The sequence below is a fragment of the Lysinibacillus fusiformis genome, assembly GCF_003049525.1.
Lineage (GTDB): Bacteria > Bacillota > Bacilli > Bacillales_A > Planococcaceae > Lysinibacillus > Lysinibacillus fusiformis.
Genome location: NZ_PYWL01000002.1, coordinates 320,828 through 343,684, shown reverse-complemented (window position 1 = coordinate 343,684; position 22,857 = coordinate 320,828). Strand labels below are relative to the sequence as shown.

At 38.1% G+C, this 22,857-nt stretch carries 26 protein-coding genes; 15 read left to right on the top strand and 11 right to left on the bottom strand.

Translation table 11 applies throughout. From position 1 onward, the window contains the following. Positions 1-189: 189 nt before the first annotated feature. On the bottom strand, positions 190-630 hold the full coding sequence (locus C9J29_RS06545) for a Dps family protein (RefSeq protein WP_008181825.1): 441 nt from the start codon (positions 628-630) through the stop codon (positions 190-192). 234 nt (positions 631-864) lie between these two features. Here C9J29_RS06545 and pepF point away from each other — a divergent pair, with 234 nt between their 5' ends. Continuing rightward, entirely contained in the window at positions 865-2,682 is a 1,818-nt protein-coding gene (gene pepF, locus C9J29_RS06540) for an oligoendopeptidase F (protein ID WP_090001781.1), read from the top strand. Between the two features lie 227 nt (positions 2,683-2,909). After that, positions 2,910-3,893, top strand: a complete 984-nt coding sequence (locus tag C9J29_RS06535) for an SEC-C domain-containing protein (RefSeq protein WP_089985049.1) — start codon at positions 2,910-2,912, stop codon at positions 3,891-3,893. A gap of 68 nt (positions 3,894-3,961) precedes the next feature. Here C9J29_RS06535 and C9J29_RS06530 read toward each other — a convergent pair whose 3' ends face one another. Further along, positions 3,962-4,153 (bottom strand): zinc-finger domain-containing protein, encoded by a 192-nt coding sequence (locus C9J29_RS06530; RefSeq protein ID WP_012293843.1) that lies wholly within the window; start codon positions 4,151-4,153, stop codon positions 3,962-3,964. A gap of 191 nt (positions 4,154-4,344) precedes the next feature. Between C9J29_RS06530 and C9J29_RS06525 the strand changes: the two genes are divergently transcribed. The 4 genes from C9J29_RS06525 (at position 4,345) to C9J29_RS06510 (ending at position 7,272) form a co-directional block, all read left to right on the top strand. Beyond that, positions 4,345-4,737, top strand: a complete 393-nt coding sequence (locus C9J29_RS06525) for a ribonuclease HI family protein (RefSeq protein ID WP_089985051.1) — start codon at positions 4,345-4,347, stop codon at positions 4,735-4,737. 257 nt (positions 4,738-4,994) lie between these two features. Next, positions 4,995-5,792, top strand: a complete 798-nt coding sequence (locus C9J29_RS06520; protein ID WP_089985053.1) for an amino acid ABC transporter substrate-binding protein — start codon at positions 4,995-4,997, stop codon at positions 5,790-5,792. 65 nt (positions 5,793-5,857) lie between these two features. Continuing rightward, on the top strand, positions 5,858-6,514 hold the full coding sequence (locus tag C9J29_RS06515; protein WP_089985054.1) for an amino acid ABC transporter permease: 657 nt from the start codon (positions 5,858-5,860) through the stop codon (positions 6,512-6,514). Positions 6,515-6,525: 11 nt separating this feature from the next. Then, positions 6,526-7,272 (top strand): amino acid ABC transporter ATP-binding protein, encoded by a 747-nt coding sequence (locus tag C9J29_RS06510; protein WP_107921818.1) that lies wholly within the window; start codon positions 6,526-6,528, stop codon positions 7,270-7,272. 30 nt (positions 7,273-7,302) lie between these two features. On the opposite strand, the gene C9J29_RS06505 is transcribed toward C9J29_RS06510, so the two are convergent. Next, a complete protein-coding gene (locus tag C9J29_RS06505) occupies positions 7,303-8,196 on the bottom strand; it encodes a LysR family transcriptional regulator (RefSeq protein WP_107921817.1) in 894 nt (297 codons plus the stop codon). 139 nt (positions 8,197-8,335) lie between these two features. Here C9J29_RS06505 and C9J29_RS06500 point away from each other — a divergent pair, with 139 nt between their 5' ends. The 5 genes from C9J29_RS06500 to C9J29_RS06480 all read left to right on the top strand — a co-directional run bounded on the left by C9J29_RS06500 (position 8,336) and on the right by C9J29_RS06480 (position 12,997). After that, positions 8,336-9,346: an alpha/beta fold hydrolase gene (locus tag C9J29_RS06500; RefSeq protein WP_008181819.1), complete on the top strand. Its 1,011-nt coding sequence runs from the start codon at positions 8,336-8,338 to the stop codon at positions 9,344-9,346. A gap of 76 nt (positions 9,347-9,422) precedes the next feature. After that, positions 9,423-10,238: a MerR family transcriptional regulator gene (locus C9J29_RS06495; protein ID WP_107921816.1), complete on the top strand. Its 816-nt coding sequence runs from the start codon at positions 9,423-9,425 to the stop codon at positions 10,236-10,238. 19 nt (positions 10,239-10,257) lie between these two features. Further along, the gene (locus C9J29_RS06490) at positions 10,258-11,442 is read left to right on the top strand and encodes an MFS transporter (RefSeq protein ID WP_107921815.1); all 1,185 of its coding nucleotides are present in this window, start codon (positions 10,258-10,260) and stop codon (positions 11,440-11,442) included. A gap of 105 nt (positions 11,443-11,547) precedes the next feature. Then, on the top strand, positions 11,548-12,126 hold the full coding sequence (locus tag C9J29_RS06485) for a DUF3862 domain-containing protein (protein WP_107921814.1): 579 nt from the start codon (positions 11,548-11,550) through the stop codon (positions 12,124-12,126). Positions 12,127-12,382: 256 nt separating this feature from the next. Further along, positions 12,383-12,997, top strand: coding sequence for a C40 family peptidase (locus tag C9J29_RS06480; RefSeq protein ID WP_090001773.1), 615 nt, complete (start codon positions 12,383-12,385; stop codon positions 12,995-12,997). 39 nt (positions 12,998-13,036) lie between these two features. Here C9J29_RS06480 and C9J29_RS06475 read toward each other — a convergent pair whose 3' ends face one another. Next, positions 13,037-14,227, bottom strand: a complete 1,191-nt coding sequence (locus C9J29_RS06475) for an MFS transporter (protein WP_107922006.1) — start codon at positions 14,225-14,227, stop codon at positions 13,037-13,039. Between the two features lie 5 nt (positions 14,228-14,232). Then, the gene (locus tag C9J29_RS06470; protein WP_008181866.1) at positions 14,233-14,631 is read right to left on the bottom strand and encodes a MarR family winged helix-turn-helix transcriptional regulator; all 399 of its coding nucleotides are present in this window, start codon (positions 14,629-14,631) and stop codon (positions 14,233-14,235) included. A gap of 163 nt (positions 14,632-14,794) precedes the next feature. Here C9J29_RS06470 and C9J29_RS06465 point away from each other — a divergent pair, with 163 nt between their 5' ends. After that, positions 14,795-15,349, top strand: a complete 555-nt coding sequence (locus tag C9J29_RS06465; RefSeq protein WP_107921813.1) for a DJ-1/PfpI family protein — start codon at positions 14,795-14,797, stop codon at positions 15,347-15,349. Between the two features lie 35 nt (positions 15,350-15,384). Here C9J29_RS06465 and C9J29_RS06460 read toward each other — a convergent pair whose 3' ends face one another. The 5 genes from C9J29_RS06460 to C9J29_RS06445 form a co-directional block, all read right to left on the bottom strand. After that, positions 15,385-15,705, bottom strand: a complete 321-nt coding sequence (locus C9J29_RS06460; RefSeq protein WP_008181862.1) for a DUF3889 domain-containing protein — start codon at positions 15,703-15,705, stop codon at positions 15,385-15,387. Between the two features lie 88 nt (positions 15,706-15,793). Next, positions 15,794-15,925, bottom strand: a complete 132-nt coding sequence (locus C9J29_RS24915) for a hypothetical protein (RefSeq protein ID WP_004269370.1) — start codon at positions 15,923-15,925, stop codon at positions 15,794-15,796. A 22-nt stretch (positions 15,926-15,947) separates the two neighbouring features. Beyond that, complete coding sequence (locus C9J29_RS06455; RefSeq protein ID WP_025115069.1) at positions 15,948-16,172, bottom strand: hypothetical protein; 225 nt, start codon at positions 16,170-16,172, stop codon at positions 15,948-15,950. A gap of 129 nt (positions 16,173-16,301) precedes the next feature. Next, a complete protein-coding gene (gene coaW, locus C9J29_RS06450) occupies positions 16,302-17,138 on the bottom strand; it encodes a type II pantothenate kinase (protein ID WP_089985063.1) in 837 nt (278 codons plus the stop codon). Positions 17,139-17,554: 416 nt separating this feature from the next. Then, on the bottom strand, positions 17,555-18,289 hold the full coding sequence (locus C9J29_RS06445; protein ID WP_107921812.1) for an SDR family NAD(P)-dependent oxidoreductase: 735 nt from the start codon (positions 18,287-18,289) through the stop codon (positions 17,555-17,557). 228 nt (positions 18,290-18,517) lie between these two features. Here C9J29_RS06445 and C9J29_RS06440 point away from each other — a divergent pair, with 228 nt between their 5' ends. Further along, positions 18,518-19,339, top strand: coding sequence for a squalene/phytoene synthase family protein (locus C9J29_RS06440; RefSeq protein WP_107921811.1), 822 nt, complete (start codon positions 18,518-18,520; stop codon positions 19,337-19,339). A gap of 330 nt (positions 19,340-19,669) precedes the next feature. Here C9J29_RS06440 and C9J29_RS06435 read toward each other — a convergent pair whose 3' ends face one another. Next, complete coding sequence (locus C9J29_RS06435; RefSeq protein ID WP_008181459.1) at positions 19,670-20,158, bottom strand: metal-dependent hydrolase; 489 nt, start codon at positions 20,156-20,158, stop codon at positions 19,670-19,672. Positions 20,159-20,319: 161 nt separating this feature from the next. Between C9J29_RS06435 and C9J29_RS06430 the strand changes: the two genes are divergently transcribed. Beyond that, positions 20,320-21,546, top strand: a complete 1,227-nt coding sequence (locus tag C9J29_RS06430; RefSeq protein ID WP_107921810.1) for a ferredoxin reductase family protein — start codon at positions 20,320-20,322, stop codon at positions 21,544-21,546. A gap of 401 nt (positions 21,547-21,947) precedes the next feature. Next, entirely contained in the window at positions 21,948-22,574 is a 627-nt protein-coding gene (locus C9J29_RS06425; protein ID WP_090001767.1) for a nitroreductase family protein, read from the top strand. Positions 22,575-22,857 lie beyond the last annotated feature (283 nt).

The window sequence follows — 22,857 nt, the reverse complement described above, 5'->3', positions numbered from 1 at the left end:
TTCCTCCTAATTTGTATGGCTTACTAAATAATTACCCTGACTATGGGGAAACAAACTCTTTTTGCCGCTTCGTTACCAAACTGTAATAAATGTTACTATGCTTTTATACAAGTCCTCTTTTTGTCATAAAGAGATAAAAAACCTAAAAAAAAAGCATCCCCAAATTGTCTGGGAATGCTTGTAAACCGTTTATTTGTCGAGGAAGGCTTTTAACATCCAAGTATGCTTTTCAAGGGATTGGTACATCGCATTCAGTAAATCCTCTGTACGGTCATCCCCTTCCTCTGCTGCTAGCTCCATTGTGGAATTCAACGCTTTCATAAGCTTTTGGAAATCCGAAATCGTCGTTGCTACCATTTCCTCCGTCGACTCATTTCCTGTTGCTTCCTCTACATAGGATAGCTCTAGATGTTCTTTTAAAGTCGCAACAGGCTTGCCATCCTTCGAAAGAATGCGTTCTGCAATTTCATCTAAATTCAACGTTGTTTCATTATACAATTCTTCAAATTTTGCATGCAGTGTAAAGAATGCGGGCCCTGTGACATACCAATGATAATTGTGCAGCTTTGTATAAAGTACTGACCATGTTGATACTAGCTTATTTAATTGTTTGTTTAAGTTTTGTGTCATAATTACTTCTCCTCCAATGTGTCAATTGTTCTAGCCTTTAGTATGCGTTACAAATGATGTTGGCTATACACATATTGTTCCCGTCTAGCAATATTTCAAACATACTCCTACTTACTGGATTAAAAAACAGGACTCTTTTCTTTAAGAATATTTCAACTATTCTATTAAATTATTTCACTTTCCGAAATAGTTTCGTTATAATGAAATCACTTATATGTAAAGGGGTGTTTATAAATGGAAGTTTTACCATTACGAAAAGATGTTGCAGTAGAAGAAACGTGGGATTTAACTGATTTACTGAAAAATGATGCAGATTTTGAACCTATTTTAGCGCAGCTTGTAGAGGAGGCTCTTAGCTTTGAACAAACGTATCAAGGCTCCATTACAGATGCGCAAAAAGTTATCGATGTATTAACGGCTTTCGAAAATTTGCAAAAAAGTATCGTTCCAATTGGTACGTATGCGAGCTTAAACCTACAGGTAGATCGAACAGATGATGTAGCCCAAATGCGTGCTGCAAAATTTGGTACAGCTATCGGTAAAATAAGCAGTGCCTTATCATTCGTACGGAGTGAATTACTTGCTTTGGATGAAGGGGTACTACAAGAAGCAGCAACATTAAGCCCTCTTTACAAACATTATTTAGAGGAATTATTAAAACGGAAACCTCATCAGCTACATCCAGAAGTTGAAAAAACGCTTGCTGCCTTTAGTTCTACTTTTGATGCGCCATACGAAACATATAATACGACGAAATTAGTAGATATGAATTTTGGTGAATTTGAAGCAGATGGTGAAAGGCATCCGTTAAGCTTTGTCCTTTATGAAAATAATTGGGAGTTTGAGGCCAATACAGAAGTGCGCCGTGCTGCCTTTAAAGCTTTTTCAAGCAAGTTGAGTGATTATCAACATACAACAGCACAAGTTTATAACACACATATTCAACAAGAAAAAACAATGGCGGATCTACGAGGCTTTGATTCCATTTTTGATTATTTACTATTCGATCAAGATGTCGATCGCTCCCTTTATAATCGCCAAATCGATTTGATTTCAAAAGAGCTTGCCCCACATATGCGTCGATATGCAAAATTAATTCAAAAAGCGAATGGCATTGAGCACATGACATTTGCAGATTTGAAAATCGCTTTAGATTCTGCCTATGATCCAAAATTATCGATGGACGAAGCGAAGGAATATGTTGATAAATCATTAGCGGTTATGGGTGAAGACTACAATCACCTAATGGACAGAGCCTTCAAGGAACGTTGGATCGACTTTGCACCAAATAAAGGGAAATCTACAGGGGCATTCTGTTCAAGTCCTTATGGTAGTCACCCATATATTTTAATGTCATGGAATGAACGTATGAATGAAGTCTTTACCCTCGTTCATGAGCTTGGTCATGCAGGACATTTTGCGAATACGTATGCGCATCAATCCTATTTTAACAGTCGCCCTTCCCTATACTTTATTGAAGCACCATCTACTATGAATGAAATGCTGCTAGCGAATTATTTATTAACGCATAATGAAGATGTGCGCTTTAAGCGTTGGGTGATTTCAAATATTGTTTCTAAAACGTATTATCATAACTTTGTCACACACTTACTTGAAGCCGCGTACCAACGAAAAGTATATGAATTGGTGGACGCTGGTGAGTCTGTCAATGCGAATATTTTAAACCAGTTAAAACGTTCGGTGCTAGAAGAATTCTGGGGTGATGCAGTGGATATTACGGAAGGTGCTGAACTGACGTGGATGCGTCAGCCTCATTATTATATGGGCCTTTACCCATACACTTATAGTGCGGGCTTAACTATTTCAACACAAGTATCTCAGCGCATTTTAAAAGAAGGTGATGCAGCTGTTGAAGAATGGTTAGCTGTCCTGCAGGCTGGTGGAACAAAATCCCCTGTGGAATTAGCACAAATGGCAGGCGTTGATATTACAACGGATCAACCACTTCGAGATACGATTGCCTATATTGGTCATTTGGTAGACGAGCTTGAGCGCCTCACACTGGAAATTGAGGCTGTGCAACAATCATAAAATTTCTAGAAAACGGTTCTGTGCTTGCAACGTACAGATCGTTTTCTTTTTTTAGTTCTAAGTGAAAACGTGCATACATATACTTGAATTAGGGCGTCCCTCCACACTTTTTAGATATTTCAAAATAGACAATCATTTTTCTTCATACAAAAGTACCGTTATTATTAATAGTACGCAAATTATTTAGCAATATACGATTAACAATTGTCAAAGGAAGTGTTCTAATTATGGTAAAACGTAATGATCCATGCCCATGCGGTAGCGGCAAAAAATATAAAAAATGTTGTGAAGGTAAACAACAAGTAACAGTGGAAACAGTACAAATCGAAGAATTAGAGCGTGTGCTACAAACATTTTACTTAGAGTATCCTGAGCGTAAAGATGTTCGTGCTTATATCGAGCATGTAGGCACATGGCAACCTAAATTAGAGAGCGTGCTACAGCGTGAGCTGATTGAAGCCATCGCTTTAGACGACTTTTTCTTCCATCAAGAGCCATCTATTTGGAAAAGTTATTTAAAGAAAACGAAGAAAAAAGCAGTTAGACCTTCTACAGTAAAAGTACTGGAAGACTGGTCTCACCCTACATTATTTATCGGTACGGTAACTGTTGTTGAGGAAAAATATTTTAAAGCTAGCCATTTACTTACAAATGAAGAGCTTTATATTCGTCGTGAAAATAATAAACCAATTCCGGAAGGCATGCATGTCTTTGCCTTTATTTTACCGGATGGAACGAAGAAATTGACACATTATTTAGCTGTGTCTACATTGATTTTCTTCCCTGAGGACCATTTAAAAGTATTTGAAGAATTCAAGAAAAACTTTGAAGCATCCGAGAAAAAGGTTGGAGCTTTCTTAAAAGAAGAACATCTTGCATTCTGGGAATTACTTGTCTCCAACGGCTATAAAGGGGAAGAATTCACTAATTTTGAAAGCACAGTCCTTACACAAGTAAAAGAATTCTTGGAGCAAAATGATCGTGAAACAGCTCCAATACTTGAGCTATTAGAGGACTATTTAATAGAAGGACAACCTACTGCGCGCAAAGAGGCGGCTATTGCTGCTGGTGCAATTCGTTATGGCCAGGAAAAAGAGCTCTTTGAATCTCTTTCTATGACGGTAAAAGAAATTGCCGCAACTTTTGATATTTCCGCTTCTTCACTTACAAAGTATTACCAAGATTTAACTAGCTATGTCGAAACAAAATAAAACCTAAAAAAGAAGCTACATTTATTAGCATTTGCTGATAAGTGTAGCTTTTTCTAAACGGTGCCTATTTATTTACTGTAAACTTTCAAAAGCTCTTCACCTAAAAACTGTAGCTTTTCTCCAATTGAACAAGCTTCAATACAGAAGCGATGAGCTCCTGGTTTACCACGTTCTTTACGTAATTGCTGAATGACTAAGCAATCTGCGCAATAGGTATCATGCAGTTCGTCTATATCCTTCATAACCGTCACTTTATCCATGTGAACTCTCGCTCCTTTCACGTCCAAAATTCACTTCCTACTATTATGAAGCGTTCATTTTGAACAAGCAACTATTTTGTTTATCCACTTCAGCAATTTTTTTCAAGCACATCACGACTAGCACATAGGTGTTTTACAGCGTATCCATGTTGTACAATTATATGGAAGTCAAATAGTAAAGTAGGGATGATATGTTAGAGGTTTATATAGATGCTGCTAGTGCAGGTAACCCTGGTCCAAGTGGCATTGGTATATTTATTAAAGGAGAGGGTCAACATATACAAATTAGTGAGTATATCGGGCTAACAAATAATCATATTGCTGAATTTACTGCTTTAGTCCGGGGACTCGAGGAAGCACAAAAGCTTAATTCTACACTTGTTTCCGTTCGCTCTGATTCTAAAATCGTTGTCGCTTCTATGGAAAAAGAATATGTGAAAAACGAGGAATTTAAACCTTTTCTGGAAAAAGCATTATGGCTCGCCAACACCTTCGATTTATTTTTTATTAAATGGGTGCCTGATTCTCAAAACAAAGCTGCTGATGCCTTGGCACGAAAAGCTATACAAAACAATAATCATTAACCAATGCATGCCACAGGACTGTTTACTATAACAGTCCCTTTTCTTTCCCCTTCTATTCAGATACTTACTATCTCCTGTTCCATTATTTTTATGAAATCAATTTTCTTACAAAGATCATACTAAATTAGCTATAAAATGCATAAAATTTTCTGATTAATCCAAAACGATATTGACATCCATTAGCCTCGGTGATATCCTTTAACACATTAGTAGTTTAGCAAACGAAAGCGATAGATTTATATAGGGGGAAATAAAGGATGAAACGTATAATCACTTTAGTTATGATGCTAACAACTGTAATTGTTTTAGCAGCATGTGGCACATCAAAAGAAAAATCAGCAGAGAAAGACCAATCTTCAGCTGATCAAGAAACCATCATTATTGGTATTGACGATAAATTTGCACCAATGGGCTTCCGTGATGATAAAAATGAAATCGTGGGATTCGATATTGATTTAGCACGTGCGGCAGCTGAGCATATGGGCGTAGAAGCTGAATTCCAACCAATCGACTGGAAAACGAAAGAGGCTGAATTACTCAGTGGACGTATTGATTTAATTTGGAACGGTTATACCATTACAGATGAGCGCAAAGAAAAAGTATTATTTACAAAGCCTTATCTTGAAAACTCTCAAGTGGTTATGACAAAAGCAGATTCTAAGATTATTAAATTAAATGATTTAGCAGGCAAAGAAGTAGGCATTCAATCTCTTTCTTCTGCTGCAGATGCATTAAATGGTAACCCTATCCATAAAGAAGTGAAAACCATTACAGAATTCTCGGATAACGTTTTAGCTTTATCAGACTTAAAAACAGGTCGTGTTGATGCCGTCGTAATTGATGCTGTTGTAGCAGAATATTACATGACACAAGAGCCTGATACATTTAAATTATTAGAGGAATCACTTGCTCCCGAACAATACGGTATTGGTGTAAAACCAGGGAACGAAGCATTATTGGAAAAACTGCAAGCTGCATTAGACAAAATGAATGAAGATGGTACAGCAGCTGACATTTCAACAAAATGGTTCGGTGAGGATAAAGTTTTAAAATAAGGACAGGATATTTATTGTAAGAGTTTCCTCTGCGAAACTCTTACTCTTTTTGGAGGGACATCACTATGGCAGATTACTGGCAAACTATGATATGGCCGATGCTAGAAGGCGCGAAAATGACAGTTATACTGTTTTTCATCGCCATTCTTATATCGATTCCATTTGGCTTTTTACTAACACTCGCAGTGAAAAGTCGTATTAAACCACTTTCTTGGCTTGCACATACGTATATTTATATCATGCGTGGTACGCCACTATTACTACAATTATTATTAATTTGCTTTGGTCTACCTATGCTGCCAGTAATCGGTGAATATTTAGTATTGGATCGTTTTGTAGCCGCATGTCTTGGCTTTATTTTAAATTACGCTGCCTACTTTGCTGAAATTTTTCGTGGTGGTTTACTCGCCATCGATAAAGGACAATATGAGGCAGCACAAGTACTCGGTTTATCAAAATGGCAAACAACAACACGTGTCATTTTGCCACAAATGTTTCGCGTAGCATTACCAGCTTTATCGAATGAATCGGTTACGCTAATTAAGGACACAGCCCTGCTCTATGCTGTAGCTGTTCCAGAATTGCTACATTTTGCACAAACAGCCGTCAATCGTGACTTTACGATTGTACCTTTCTTTATTGCTGGTGCTATTTATTTAATCATGACGCTGATCTTGACCGTATTCTTTAAATGGCTAGAAAAACGTTTTATATTTGAATAGAGGTGATCTATATGGCATTGATGGCAGTAACAAACTTAAAGAAATCTTTCAATCAAGTGGAGGTTCTTAAACAAATTTCATTTTCAGTGGAGAAGAACGATGTCATTGCGGTGATTGGTCCCTCTGGATCTGGTAAAAGTACAATGCTTCGAAGCTTAATTCATTTAGAAGAAATTGATGGTGGTAGTATTTTAGTAGATGGTGATTATCTTGTGCAGGACGGCGTTTATGCCAAGCCTCAGGAAATCAAAAACCTGACAGCTAAAATGGGGATGGTCTTTCAACATTTTAACCTATTCCCCCACTTAACAGTCCAGCAAAACCTTGAAATGGCCCCTCGCTTATTAAAACAAGAATCAGCTGAAGCCATTTCGAGCCGTTGTCTAGATTTATTGAAAAAAATTGGACTTTCCGAGAAGGCAAACGCCTATCCAGCTAATCTATCCGGTGGTCAAAAGCAACGAGTTGCAATTGCCCGTGCTTTAATGATGAACCCTCAAATTTTATTATTTGATGAGCCAACGTCTGCCTTAGATCCAGAGCTGACAGGAGAAGTATTAAAGGTCATGAAAAGCTTAGCTGAAGACCATATGACGATGATTGTCGTTACACATGAAATGGGCTTTGCGCGAGAAGTAGCCAATAAGGTTGTCTTTATGGATGATGGACAAATTATCGAATCCGACCACCCGGAAAACTTCTTTACGAACCCACAAAACGAACGGACAAAGGCATTTTTACAAAAGAACCTAAACTAAAAGGCGAGCAGACGTAACTGCTCTCCCTTTTTATTTATTATTCACAAAGCTGTCTCGTGCCAAGTTTAAAAAAGCATGGATGGCAGGCGAAATCCACTTTTCTTCATGCCAAAACATTTGGATGGCAAACGATGTGGCTGTCATATCCCATGGCAACGAGACTAGCTCCCCCCTACTCAATTCTGCTGTCACAGCCATTTCAGGTAAGATCGCGATGCCCATTCCGATTTTCGCACATTGTTTAATGGCCTCAGCACTGTTAAATTCCAATTCGGTAATTCCGCCCATACCCTTTTGTGAAAGACTCCGTTCAAAAAATGTGCGATAGGAACACCCCTTTTCCGTCAGCAAAAAGGTCTCCCCATTAAAATCTTCAATGTCCAATTCAGTACGTGAAGCTAAAGGATGATCGGGAGCTACCAAAATATAAAAGGGCTCATCCTGCATTTTTTCTCCGCAAAACCCCATCTCGCTTTTGTCCTCATCGAGCATAAAAATAATGTCCGCGTCCCCTTCTCGCAAACTCTGTTTCAAGTTCGAATGAGACAGCGGCCGAAATATGAGCCGAATTCCTGGATAACGTAAGCGAAACAGACGCAAAACAGCAGGCAGGCGGTACGTGCACAACGTTTCATCTGCGCTAATGACCAACGTCCCCGTCATTTCGCCCGATTGCTTAACGGCATGCTCTGCTTCTTCAATTTCATCCAATATACGGACTACATAATCTAGAAAACGTCTACCGGCATCGGTCAGAATTACTTTTTTCCCTAATCTATCCACCAGCTTAACACCGAGTTCTTCTTCTAATGCCTTCATTTGCATCGTAACCGTTGATGGAACATAGTTTTGCACTTCGGCAGTACGGCTAAAACTGAGGGTCGAAGCAAGTGTATAAAAGGTCTTTAATTGACGCAATTCCATAGTAAATTTCACCCCGTAATTCAAAAAAAATGAACATTTTATTCAAAAACGTTTCTTTGACTTAACAATAGCATTCTCGTAGAGTAATGACAAGAAAGGCCATTTAATCCATCTTTAATTACGAAAGGGAGTTTTTCACATGAGAGATTATGAACTTTATGAACTGGGAGACATTCAGCTACAATCAGGTGACATACTGCCAAATGCAGTTCTCGCCTATCAAACATACGGGACACTCAATGCAGAAAAGAATAATGTCATTGTTTATCCCACATGGTTTGCAGGCTTGCATACCGATAATGAATGGTTAATCGGAACTGGTAAGGCACTGGACCCAGAAAAGTATTTTATCATCATACCGAATATGCTTGGCAATGGATTATCCTCTTCTCCAAGTAATACACCAGCACCCTATCATCAAGCAAATTTCCCCCTCATTTCAATTTATGATAATGTGCGACTACAGCATCAATTGGTTACTCAAAAGTTTGGTATTACCAAAATAGCGCTCGTCGTTGGTTGGTCGTTAGGGGCTGTACAAACCTTTCAGTGGGGAGCAAGCTACCCTGATATGGTCGAACGAATCGCTCCATTCGGAGGGACTGCCATGACCAGACCACATGCCAAGGTTGTATTTGAAGGAATGATTGCTGCCCTTCAAGCTGATTCTAGCTGGAAAAATGGTTTTTACACCGAGCAACCTAAAGTAGGATTGGCTGCCATGGGACGTGTCTATGCAGCTTGGGGCTTCTCACAGGCTTATTATTTAGAACAGCTCTATCGGCAAGAAGGCTATGAAACGCTGGAGGAATATCTCGTAGATTACTGGGATCAAGTGTTTTTAAGCTTTGATGCCAATGATCTGATCTCCATGCTACGTACTGGCATTACGGGGAATATTAGTACCAATGCGATGTATGATGGTGATTTCGAGCTGGCATTAAGCAAGATTACAGCTCGTGCATTGGTCATGCCAGGAAGTACAGATCTTTTCTTTCCTCCAGAGGATAATAACTATGATGCACTACATATGCCAAATGCCCGCTTCCTCCCTATCGAATCGAAATGGGGACATTGTGCAGGGATTGGACAGCATGAGCCAGATTCTGAATTTATAGATCAAAACCTAAAAATGTTCCTGCTTGAATAAAAATTATTTTGCTCTTGACTTTCCCCTGCACGGGAAACTATATACTTCCATTATGATAGAGATTGGAGGTGATATTTTGTTTAAAATTAGTGTGTTTTCTAGGCTAAGCAAAGTATCCTTAAAAACATTGCGCTACTATGATCAAATCGGCCTATTAAAGCCAAGAAAGGTGGATCATGAAACTGGCTATCGTTACTATTCCGCAGACCAGCTACTTGAAATCAATCGTATTTTTATTTATAAGGAATTAGGATTCACTTTGCCACAAATCATTCATTTGCTCCATGAGGATATTACATTCAAGGATATTCAAGGGATGTTTAAGCTAAAAAAAAGTGAAATCCAACGCATTATTGATATGGAACAAGCCAAGCTTGCTCGGATTGAGGAACGTATGCAGCTTTTAGAAAGTGAGGGGCAAGTAGAAACCGTACAAGAAATCAGGATCAAGGCTGAAGATACCCAGCAGTTCCTTTCTTTGAAGGCGCACGGAAGAGAAGAAGACATTCCGGATCTATTTCGGACATTTAATCACATATTACTAAAGGAAACTCGCCAATTGACTCAAAGTCCTCAGGTCGTTTTATGGAAAGAAATAGAGGACCCAGAAGATGAGTTCGAATTTGAAGTCGGTTATTTTTTAAGCCGGGAGCTTCCATCGTATCCAGATACATTTCAATTACGAACACTTCCCTCTGAGCCGATGATGGCAACCTTGACCTTTCGCTCGGATTCTCATTTTGCTAGTACAGCCTGTGTAGACTTAGCTAAATGGATTGAAAAAAACAACTTTCAGATTAAAGAAAACGAACCTGGTAGGGAAATATATTTACCTACCTCACAGGGTGCGCAATTAATGGAAATACAGATTCCCATTATAGAGAGAAACTAAAAAGGCGGAGGGAATTGTGTTGAAAAATAATATGATTATCTATATTTTAGCATTTGTTGTTTTCCTTATCGGAACTGTTGAGTACATTATTACAGGAGTAATTGAAATGATTGCCGTAGACTTTGGAGTAACCGTTTCGGAAGCTGGGTTATTGGTGACAGTATTTGCCCTCGCTGCGGCCATTATCGCGCCCATTCTAATCGCCCTCACGATCAATATGGACCGTAAAAAGCTACTCATTATAACTATAGGTGTGTTTATTGTCAGCAACGTACTAATGTTTATAAGTCCTGCTTATGAAGCAGCACTGTGGATACGAATTATGCAAGGGGTTAGCGGAGGAATTGCTACAGTGGTAGCCATGGCAGTAGCTACACGACTAGTTGAAGAAGAAAAAAGAGGCCGTGCAATCGGGATTATTTTGATGGGTCTAAGTAGCTCACTCGTGCTTGGTGTTCCGATCGGTACCTTTTTTAGTGAAATGTTTGGATGGAGAGTTTTGTTTATTTTGATCGGTTTATTAACGATTCTCCCATGGCTAACTGTTTATAAAAGGGTTCCAGCAATCAAAGAAGAAGAAACTGTTACCCTTAGAATGCAGCTCTCTATTTTAAAAGACCCAAAAATTCTCACTGCCCTGGCTATTACTATATTTTATATCGGTGGATACGCTACTCTATTCACGTATATTACGCCCTTCTTGCAAGCCACATCCACCCTTTCCATAACTGAAATTAGTGGCATTCTATTTCTAGCAGGAATTTGTAGCTTCATGGGATCAAGAATGGGCGGACAATTAGCAGATACAAAAGGTTCGAAATTCACCATTTATTTCGGACTGTTCTTACAGGGAGTAACCTTACTTTTATTCACGCTAGCGGGCTTCCATCTCTTTGTGTTGATCTTAGTTCTCATGATATTGATGCTAGCAACATGGAGTATTTCCCCTGCTCAGCAGTTATTTTTGGTCACCTTGGTACCTCGAAATCCAGATATTGCCCTAAGCATCAATACGTCCTTTATTCAATTTGGTTTTGCGCTAGGCTCTGGATTAGGCGGGCTTGTCATCAGCCATACCTCCGTCCTAAATTTGAATTGGGTAGGATTGGGTGCAGTAATCATTGCTTTATGTCTTGCCATCATGCTATTCAGAACATGGAATAATGGAATTGAAACCTCCATTGTGCCTAAAGAAAAATATTAATTAACCCTGATATGCTAGATAAAAATAGGTTGTTTTTTACATAATGACAATACCTTCCATTATTGATACAATTTAATAATACTTTTAATTAAAGGGGAATTCATTATGAAGAAAAAACTCATTTTTAGCACGGCACTATTATTAAGTCTTGGCTTAGCTGGATGTGGAGAGACCGCTACAAAGGATGAATCAACAAATGATTCTAAACTAGAAGCATCCGCACCAGCTGCAAAAGAAGAAGGTAAATTGACAGAAGAAAAATTCAAACAAATTAAAGATGGCATGACATACGAAGAAGTTGTAAAAATTGTTGGTGCCGAGGGCAATATTATGTCTGAAACAGGCTCAGCTGGTGAACCTCACCACACTGTTATGTACGAATTTGAAACAGATGGCGTCATGTCATCTTCTACAATGATGTTCCAAGGTGGTAAGTTAATCAATAAAGCACAATTCGGTGTTGAAACGTCTGATATCCAAATTACTCTTGACCAATTTAACAAGCTAGAAAATGGAATGACAAAAGAACAAGTATTCGATATCCTTGGTGGCGAAGGTGCGGTTCTTTCTGAATCAGGGGATATCGTTATGTATACTTATAATGGTAAATCCTTAGGTGCCAATGCCTCGTTAATGTTTCAAGGTGGTAAATTAATGAACAAAACTCAATTAGGATTAGAATAAAATCAAACCAGGTACTCATTTGAGTATCTGGTTATTTGGTTTTCTCCCTTCTTATTTAAACCATTTGTTCTCCGATTAGATCAAACTTCAGCAGGTCATTGTCTCCCCCCATCTAGCCCTAAATCATCAGAAAAAAACCATGTTCATCCCATTGTAAAAAGTCTTTGTATTGTTATTTTATTGACATCTAACTGTAATAATATGATGTTAAAATCAATTTCGTATTAAATTTTAACATTATAGGAGGAAAGAAAGCATGAAGAGCAGTAAAAAGTATAGATGGGGCATGAAATTAGCGGCATTGGCATTAAGCGCATCCGTACTTTTTTCAACAGTAGAATCAGCATCAGCTGCGACCTATACCGTTCAATCTGGTGATTCCTTATGGAAGATTGCCAATCATCACGGTGTATCCTATCAAACATTGATGAACTTAAATCATTTATCGTCTTCCAATATTTATGTTGGACAAAAATTAACGATCCATCAACAACTGTCTACCACACCGAACGCGTCGTCCAAATTACTTCAGGTCGCCAAGCAACAATTAGGTGTCAAATATACATTTGGTGGGGTAAAACCGAGCACAGGCTTTGACTGCTCAGGCTATATCACCTATGTCCTTAATCAAGCTGGTAAGTCAACACCACGTAAAACGGCAGCTGGATTTTATCAGTCCGCTAAAAAAGTAAGTTCACCTCAAGTCGGAGATATCGTGTTTTTTGCTAATACATATAAAGCAGGAATTTCTCATGCCGGCATCTATATTGGCAATAATCAAATGATCAATGCTAGTAATGGGGGCGTTACTATTGCTAATATAAATAACGCCTATTGGAAAAAACATTTCGTTGGCTATGGTCGTTTATAATAAAAGCAAAAAACAGTTGGGTGTGTCCCAACTGTTTTACTATATATTCACTACTTTTTTCGGCTTTATCTTTGCAAGACGTAGGAGATAAATGATAAAGACCACTCCTAATAATCCGGCTCCTGATAAGTAAACAGAAGCATACCCTGCCTGTACGGCTACCATTCCTAATACATAAGAACCTAGGGCAATTCCAAGATCAAACATCGTGAAATAGGTTGCTGTTGCGTAACCGCTTCGTTGGATGGCTGTTGATTGAACGGCTAAAGCTTGTAAGCTAGTTGTTACTGCTCCGTAGCCAAAGCCTACAAAAATAGCTGCACTCAAAAATAAGATAGGTCCTTCAACGAAGGCTAACATGATAAGTCCGATAGCAAAAGAGATAATACCAGGAAGTATGACAAATTGAGGCCCCTTTGTATCATAAAGTTTACCTGTATATGGACGTGTAATTAACATAGCTGCTGCAAACACGGCATAAAAAAGACTGGCAACCGCCATTAAATCTTTCTGCTGTGCATAAACCGATAAAAATGATAAAACACTTGCATAGGAAAATGCTACTAAACTAGCGATGGCTGCAACGGGCAAAGCCTTACGCTCAAATAAATCGTGGAAGGTGAACGTTAATTTCCCTTTATGTGTTGGCTGCGGTAAATCGTCGGTATTAACCGTTAATGCTAAAATGCCCCCAGCTAATATACAAATACTCATGATAATAAATAACACGTTAAAAGTGCTATATTGAATTAATAAGAGGCCGATAAATGGCCCAATGACAACAGCTAGATTGGTAGACATCGTGAAATAACCTAAGCCTGCCCCTTTTCGCTTAGCTGGTACAATATCTGCAGCTAATGATCCTGCGGCTGTTGTAATAATACTAAAGAAAATCCCCTGAATAAAACGAAGACCAAGTAAAAGTCCAAATGGATGTATGAATAAATATAAAACAGTACAAATAAAATAGCCGGCTATGGATAGCACTAGCAATTTTTTCTTTCCAAACACATCTAATAATTTACCTGAAAATGGACGCACAATAATCGCTGAAAGTAAAAAACCTGACAATAATAAGCCAGCTTCCTTATCCGTTTGGTGTAGTTCACCGATGGCATAAAGCGGCAAAGTCGTAACTAGCCCATAGAAAACAAAAAAGACTGAGATATTTGTTAAAAAGAGACTAATGAACCGCTTTGTCCATATTTGTGTATTTTCCTCTTGCTGCATGTCAATCAACCTTTCATTTTTTCCAGTAATATCATAAACTGCTGCTGTTCCTCAGCCGTCAGTGATCCTACCATTTCTTCCTCAAACGCTAAAATCGTTTCTGTAATGGCTGGTAAGCGCTCATTGGCCTGTGCAGTTAAGGTTACAATTTTTTCACGCTTATCCTCCCCGTCTAATCGTTCCACCCAGCCTAAAGTTTCTAATCGTGTGATAGCTCTTGTAATGCTTGGTGCCTCTACATTTAAATATTTCCATATTTGCGTTAAGGTCATAGGCCCGTTTTTATGTAAACAATATAAAATGGTCCACTGTGAGCTATATAAATGATGCTGCTTCAAAACTTCATTTAAGCAGTTCGTTAAATACCGGCTTTTTTGGAATAAAGCATGGAATATTGGATTCATCTGGTCTACCTCCTAAAATTATTTACCTAGCTAAATAAACTATACGCTTCATTTTTTTCTTTGTAAAGTAACTAATTTGGCAAAGGTCGTTCTATGTTTGCAGGAAATTTTTTGCATATGTCGAATTAAGCAAGGAGATTCACAATGAAAAGGAGATGGAATCATGGGGAAAAAGGTTTTAATACTAGCAGGAGATGCAGTAGAAGCTTTAGAGATTTTTTATCCTTATTATCGTTGTCTTGAGGCAGGTTTTGATGTCACAATTGCTGCACCATCCGCAAAGAAATTACAAACTGTCTTACATGACTTTGTAGAGGGCGTCGATACGTATATTGAACGTCCTGCCTATGGCTTAGAGGCACATGCTTCTTTTGCAGATATTGATCCATCACAATTTGATGGATTAATAATTCCAGGTGGTAGGGCGCCAGAATATATTCGTTTAAATGAGCATGTACCAACACTTGTTAGCCATTTCTTTGAAACCAATAAACCGATTGCCGCTGTTTGTCACGCAGCACAAATTTTTGCAACCATCCCCGATATACTAAAAGGGCGCGAACTAACAGCCTATATTGCCTGCAAGCCTGAAGTCCAAATAGCAGGAGCCACTTACATTGATGCCAATCTTCACACAGATGGAAACTTAATAAGCGGACATGCGTGGCCAGATTTACCAGGGCTTATGCGTGAATTTATTCAAAAATTAGAGGGATAAGCATTGAGGATGCCTAAACATAGGCATCCCCTTTTTTATGACTGGCTTTCCTGTAATTCAATTTTTTCTACTTCTTGCGTTGAGGTAAGATAGCTAATTCTTACATGAACTCCAAATTCTTTGTCAGGTTGCTTCAGCCAAAGCTTAAATTTTTCAATGGTTGACGCCCCATGTACTTCCTTGCCCTCATGTAAATAATCCACAATCTTGGCATGAGGATACTTCCCCTTCACTTCTTCTACCGCCATCTTTCCCCACTTCGCATAGGCAGGTGTTTCTTGCTGTGCCAAAACCATCTCAGGGATATGTAATGGCACGGCAAACAGAAGTCCAAGCATTACATACACTTTTTTCACAGAAAACCCTCCTCATTAGACGGTATAGAATGATGAACCAAGTAAAAAATAAGAGCTCCACAAGCTTTTACTTATGGAGCTGAAGTGTTTATTGTTTTGGCTGTTGAGGATTATTATGAATGACTTGGTTGAACTCTGCTGAGTATTCTTCCCGATCATTCTTTTTATGTGTATCCTCTTTCTTTTTCTTTTTAAAGCTTGTTTTTCTTTTCTTCGCCATTGCTTACACCTCCAAATAATAATTAGCTTTTTTTATTGGATTGTTGATTTTTATCATGATTCGTTTTATTGTTTTTATTTTTGGCCTTCGCATCAAATTCTGCCGCGAACTCCTCATTCAAGTTGTCATTCGGGTTGTTATTATTACTATTACTTCTATCGAGGTCTTTGCTTTTGTAGGTGCCAAAAGGATTATGCGTTCTGGCATTCATTGTTTTTTTGCTGTTTTTATTATTTCGGTTGCCCACAGATATCACCTCCTACCTATAATTTGCTCATGTACTACCGTTTATATGAGGTCTTTTTTTCGGGCATTTTTGTAAAAAAAAAAATGAACACCACTAACTCCCGTTAGTCATGTTCATTCTTATCTGTCTTTAAACAATTGTATATTCCGTTATATTCAATAATGCTCCCACAGCTCCAGAAAAGCCATGATCATTAATAAAGACAGGTGTATGCTTTTTCGTGCGTGTATAATTGGCAATTACGCGGGTAAGATGCTCATTATTGCTGAGAGTCGATCCAATATAGACGATATGCTGTGTATTTTTTTCCTCGGCATATTGAATACTTAATGTTGTAATCACTTCGCCAACGAGTCCCTGTACAGTGGCAATAATATCCTCAGCAGGATGCTTCAATGATTGTGTAATGCCCACTTTACCAAAATTACTAGCAGTTAAATGACCATCAATCGGTGTGTCCATTCCTTGGTAAATGTCCTTGACCAATAAATCGATACTTTCTCGATTACCGTTAGCAGCCATTTCACGAATTTCATTATAGTCTGTAATGCCTGTTGTAAGCGCTGACAATCCTATTAATGTACCGCCACCAACGCCTGTCCCACCAACGCGTATATGTGTATTATCTTCCATATAATGTATAGAAGTTCCTGTTCCGATATTAGTAATCATACTACGTTCAAACAAGTAGCCTTCTTTATTTAATAAAAAACGAACACCTTTTAATGTAGCTTCAAATTCTACTATATAATGAATCGATTTCATCGTTTTAATGACATCAAGTAATTGTTCTGTACGTCCCCCCGTCACACCAATATCCTCAATATCTGGATGATCAATAATCCAATTTTTCACAGACAGCAAATCATTTGACGGGAAGGTTGTTAGAATAAGTTCATTGTCTTCATCTAAATAAGCAACCTTTGTCAATGTGCCACCTGCATCAATACCTATAGCCTTTGGCATACTATTCTCCTTTGTGTTTATTACGTAATCTCATCTACCTAATGACCATTACGCTAGTAGTCAGGCAACTATTTAAGTTTCATGCCTTCATTGGTGTCAAGGATTTTGCAAGGAGTTTTTTGTGTGCCAAAATCCTGACTAACTAGTTATTATACGAAACCATAATGCTTCGTACAGTCCCCCAAATCTTGTAATGACATTTTCGCCCTTTCTAAACTTTAACGCTGTTGAAATGATTGTGCAATAACTTCATAAACAATCATGAAAAAAACACGAAAATTATCAAAATTTTTCTAATCAACAGCGGGATCTTGACGAATTATAATACTTTAACATCATTCTACTAAAAAAACAAAAAAAGTGAAAATGCACTGCTTGAACACAGGCATTTCCACTTTCTTATCCTTTACTATTAATTAACGAGCTGAATAACCACCATCAATAACTAACTCAGCACCTGTAATATAAGAGGCTTCATCGGATGCTAAAAATAAGATTGCATTCGCCACTTCTTCTGGTTGACCAAGACGTCCCATTGGCGTAGTTTTTACTAACATATCCATAGCTTCTTTTGCTTCCGATAATTTTGCTGTCATCGGTGTTTCAATAACACCTGGGAATACCGTATTGACACGGACATTGAAAGCACCAAGCTCGGAAGCTGCTGCACGAGCGATCGCACGTAAAGAACCTTTAGATGCCGTATATGCATTGAAGCCTGCACCAATAATCGCCGTGTAAGATGATGTATTAACGATTGAGCCCTTTCCTGCTTCCTTCATATATTTAGCTGCATATTTTATGCCAAGGAATGGACCAAAAGCATTGATATTATGCATGATTGTCCAGTCCGCTTGTGTAATTTCATCTGGACCTTTTTCGGAAGAAATACCAGCATTGTTAATTAAAATATCAATACGGCCATATTTTTCGACAATCGCTTTTGTCACTTCTGCCCAGTTTTCGTCAGAAGAAACATCTAATTTCATACCCTCTACATTTTCTAGCTCTGAAATTTTCGCTAGGTTCTCCTCGTTAATATCCGCTGCAATGACTGTAGCCCCTTCTTGTGCAAACAATTTTGCCATCGCTGCCCCCATTCCAGATGCTCCACCTGTAATCATTGCGATTTTATTATTTAAACGTCCCATTACTTTATACTTCCTCTCACTTGAAATTTGTCTGTCGTACTAGTATAAACCGACACTTTTAGACCACAATAAAAGTATATGTCTAAATAGTTTACTATTAAACTATATCATTTTTAGTAACCGTTTTCAAAGAATATCTCCATAATCATGAACAATCTGTTTTATCTTTCCCCATTTTTACGATACGATATACTATAGATGTGGAACCATTTGAACGGAGGAATACAAGTGAAAGATCAAAAAAGACTTTATAAAGAGGCGATGCAAGTTTTAAAAGACACAAGTCGCACTTTTTATATACCTATCACTTTCTTAAAAAATGATTTAAAGGTATCGGTAGCAGCTGCCTATTTAGCAATGCGCGCCATTGATGAAATAGAAGATCATGAACAGCTTTCCAATGATGTAAAGTTTGATTTATTATCAGCAACTAGTGACCTTTTAAAGGACACATTTAATGATGAGTCATATCAAGAATTGTTAGCGCCTTATGCGGCACAGTTACCTGAGGTAACCCTCCGCTTAGCAGATTGGCTAACATTCTGCCCTGAGGAATCACGAAAAATTGTCCAAGCCTCTACAAGTGAAATGGCCTTTGGTATGGCGAAGTGGTCTAAAGCTAATTGGCAGGTGCATACACGCGAGGATTTAGATGATTATACATACTACGTAGCAGGGCTTGTTGGGACAATGCTGTCTGAGCTTTGGGCGTGGGGTGCAGACATTCAAACAGATCGAGATTTAGCAATTGGCTATGGTCGAGGTCTCCAGGCTGTCAATATTTTACGCAATCAGCATGAGGATATGGATGAGCGTGGCGTAAGTTTCGTTCCTGACGGCTGGACACGCGAGGACTTATTTGCTTATGCAGAGGAAAATCTCGCAAAAGCTGATCTTTATATGAAAGATATTAATAAACGCACCGTATTATTATTTTGTCGATTACCACTTGCATTAGCGCATAAAACATTGAAAGCCATGCAAGATGGTCGTGAAAAAATTACACGAACAGAGGTTGAACAAACGGTCGAAGAGGTACAGGCTGACTGATGAGTGGCCTGCATTTCTAGCATAACCCAATAAGATGCACAACCTATAAAACCCCTGCATGAGAATTTTCTCGTACAGGGGTTCCTTTTTGAGCAGCACTTATTATAAAGGTTTGCGTTACGCAAAGGTCAATCGCTAGTTTCAGATATTTTTTAATGAAAAACCTTCATAAAAATTATGGACAATCCCCCATTGTTTTAGCATACTTTCAAAGCTTCAACTCACAAAAAAAACAAAGCAGCTTACAAAAAAATACTCCCCATAGATAAACAGATGTTTTTGTCTGCCTACCTAATGGGGAGCATCTTACACTCTTAGGGGTTTCTTTGCTTAAATAGTAGCAAGAAGCTGCACAATAATTTCATAGCTAAAAAAGACTGAGAGCATTGTTAGCAATGTAAACACTACTTTTTCAACTTTACTACCTGTTTTTGTAGTAAGTGGTAGACGCACCGAAATGGATACTGGGAAAAATAGTTTAACACCCTTTTTGGTCCCCATATCCAGTAAAACATGACTTGCCATCCCTAATAAAATACCTATTGTAATGGATTTATACGGTATAAATGTATGTAGTAGCATCCCCATCAAAAATAAAAACAGTAAACTATGTGTAAAGGAACGATGTCCAAACAACGAATTAACCATTTTTGAAATGATGGGAAGCTTCCTTCCGATTTTGCTACCACCATGGCAAATATCTGGAAGTAATGCACCGATAACGCCTGCCCCTACCAAAACAAGCGGATTATCATTAGAAATTTGTGCAAAGGCTAGACTTGCTGTAATGCCCCCAACAATATGGGTATTCCCTTGCATAAATTACTTCCACCCTTCTTACGCATTTTGCGAACCTTCTTAATGTAACATACATATGCCCAAAAGGGAACATACATTCCGAACGTACGATCTAAAATATTTTCATCCAATAATTGTATAGCCATAAAATATATGGTTAAAAATAAGAATGGAGGTTATTTATGAAAGCGTATAGAGGACTACTACTTATTATATTGGCGATGGGAAGTAGCGCATGCCTTTGGTATTTTGCTACACCGCTGACACCCATTCATCCACTGAACAAGCTTGCCCATATTATTGGAGGCTTAGCGATTACAGGACTCTTCCTTGTGTTTCTTTTCTCTACAAGAATGAAAATATTAGAGCGCTGGTTCCATGGGCTAGAGCGCCTAAATTTTTATCATAAAGTTTTGGCCATGCTTTCACTTGCGTTCATCATTATCCATGGACAATTGCAAAAAATGGTTCCCGATGAAGATCTGCCACAAACATCTTTTCGTGAATGGGCGAAAGAGCTTGGTGAGTTCGCACAATATGGCTTTATTATTCTGATCGCCCTCGCATTCCTAGCAAAATTTTTAAAATATGAGCATTGGCGTTGGCTACACCGCTTATTGCTGCTTCCTTATACATTGGGCATTTACCATACTTATTTTTCGAGCGAATATGATTTATTACAGCCTTCAGCATTAGGTATTTTCACAGCTCTTACGACAACCATTGGATTTATGTCTGCCCTGTATATGATGACCATGTATCAAGATATGTTCTTCCCGTATAACGGAACTATTTCCAACATTCAAAAATTGAATGCCCATGTTATCGAATTAGAGCTAACCCTCACGAAAAAACTTCATTACCGCCCTGGACAATTTCTCTTTCTAAAAATCTTTCAGGAAGGCATTGAAAAAGCACCACACCCCTTCTCTATTTCTGGTGGGGATGGAATAACAATTAGGGTGACAATCAAAGCTGTCGGCGATTTTACAAAGCAGGTCTACAATGAAATACAAGTGGATACCCCTGTTGCCATTGATGGTCCTTTTGGTCATCTTGACTTTGCCAAAGGAGCCAATCAACAACTTTGGATTGCTGGGGGCATTGGCATTACGCCATTTATCGCCTATTTGCAAACAAAGCCAACTAAGAAAATCGATTTATATTATTCCTTTCATGGTGTAGATAATATTGTTTATAAAGATTTTTTACTGGACTATGCGCAATCCAATGAGCAATTTACGGTCACTTTTATAGATACATCTCAGGTGGACAGACTTTCTTTTGACCAGCTGACCATACCAGCTCATACAAGTATTTATCTATGTGGACCCGAAAAAATGATGAAGCACTTCAAATCGTCCGCTCCTACTAGCCATATAGAATGGGAGGCATTTAAATTAAGATAGTGAGGGTTGCCCTTCAGACTGTAGACAAGCTCAAAAAAGTTGAGTGGATCTATAGTCTTTTTTAGCGATTATCACTACGGCTGGACAGTTTCGAGCTACATCCCTCCCATCAGAAAATATCCCCTCTATCCACGACCTCAACTACCACTTTTCCCACAGGATTCGCCGTCCTTCGTTCCAATACATATTTTCTAAGACCAAAGATAGATTCTATCAAAAGCATGAAAAATACAGTTGTTGCTTCTTGCAAATTTTGAGCTTGATGCGTCATGACATTTAGGCGATCACCACCTCATCGAAAATCCTATATTCAAGACTCTTTAATTCGAGCAATTTACTTGGAATTTGAAATCATTTATCGTATAGTAAAAACGCATCTTATAATGAAGGAGTCAAAATAAATGACAGTGACAAAAAGCAATTTAAATAAAGTTATGCATGACCGTAAATCTGTTCGTAAATACGACGAAAATTATAAAATTCCTCAAGAACAACTAGAGGAACTACTAGTAGAAGCCACTTCTGCACCATCTTCAAGTAACTTACAGCCATGGCGCTTTATAGTCATTCAAGATGAGGCAATGAAAAAAGAGTTGCGTGCCATTGCTAACAATCAAGAGCAAGTGGAAACTTCCTCAGCTGTTATTGCTGTCCTAGGCGATACAAAAATGTACGAAAATGCTGAATCGATCTTTACAAAAAATTTCGATCTTGGTTATATTAATGAAGCAACAAAGGATTTAATGATTAATAATTCAATGAACTTATATTCTCAGCTTCCTCAGGAGGTTTTAAAGAATATCGTTACATTTGATGCTGGACTCATTTCCATGCAGATCATGCTTTTAGCAAAAGACATGGGCTATGATACAGTACCAATGGGCGGCTTCAATAAAGAAGCCTTCACCAAACATTTTGAATTAGCCGATCATATCGTACCCGTTATTTTAATTGCGATTGGTAAAGCAGCAGCCCCTGCCTATAATTCTTCACGTATTGAGCTAGAGCATATCGCCAAATTCATGTAATACATGTAAAATTGTTGTCACCTTTCTATATGGGAAGGTGACTTTTTTCTGAATAAAATGGCATGTCAGATACCACTACAAACATAGGATAGTAATGTTTGTAAGCAGTACAAGGTGAAAAACTTTAAAAATGATTCTCCTAAACTAGCATATTCATTTTCCCAAGGATATTTTTTGCATTTCTTTCATTCATTACTCAAAAAATCATCATAAAAGAATGAATAAAAAATTTCTTTCTAGTACATTTGTGCCGTTTCTACTAAAAATTACATATAAATGGTTG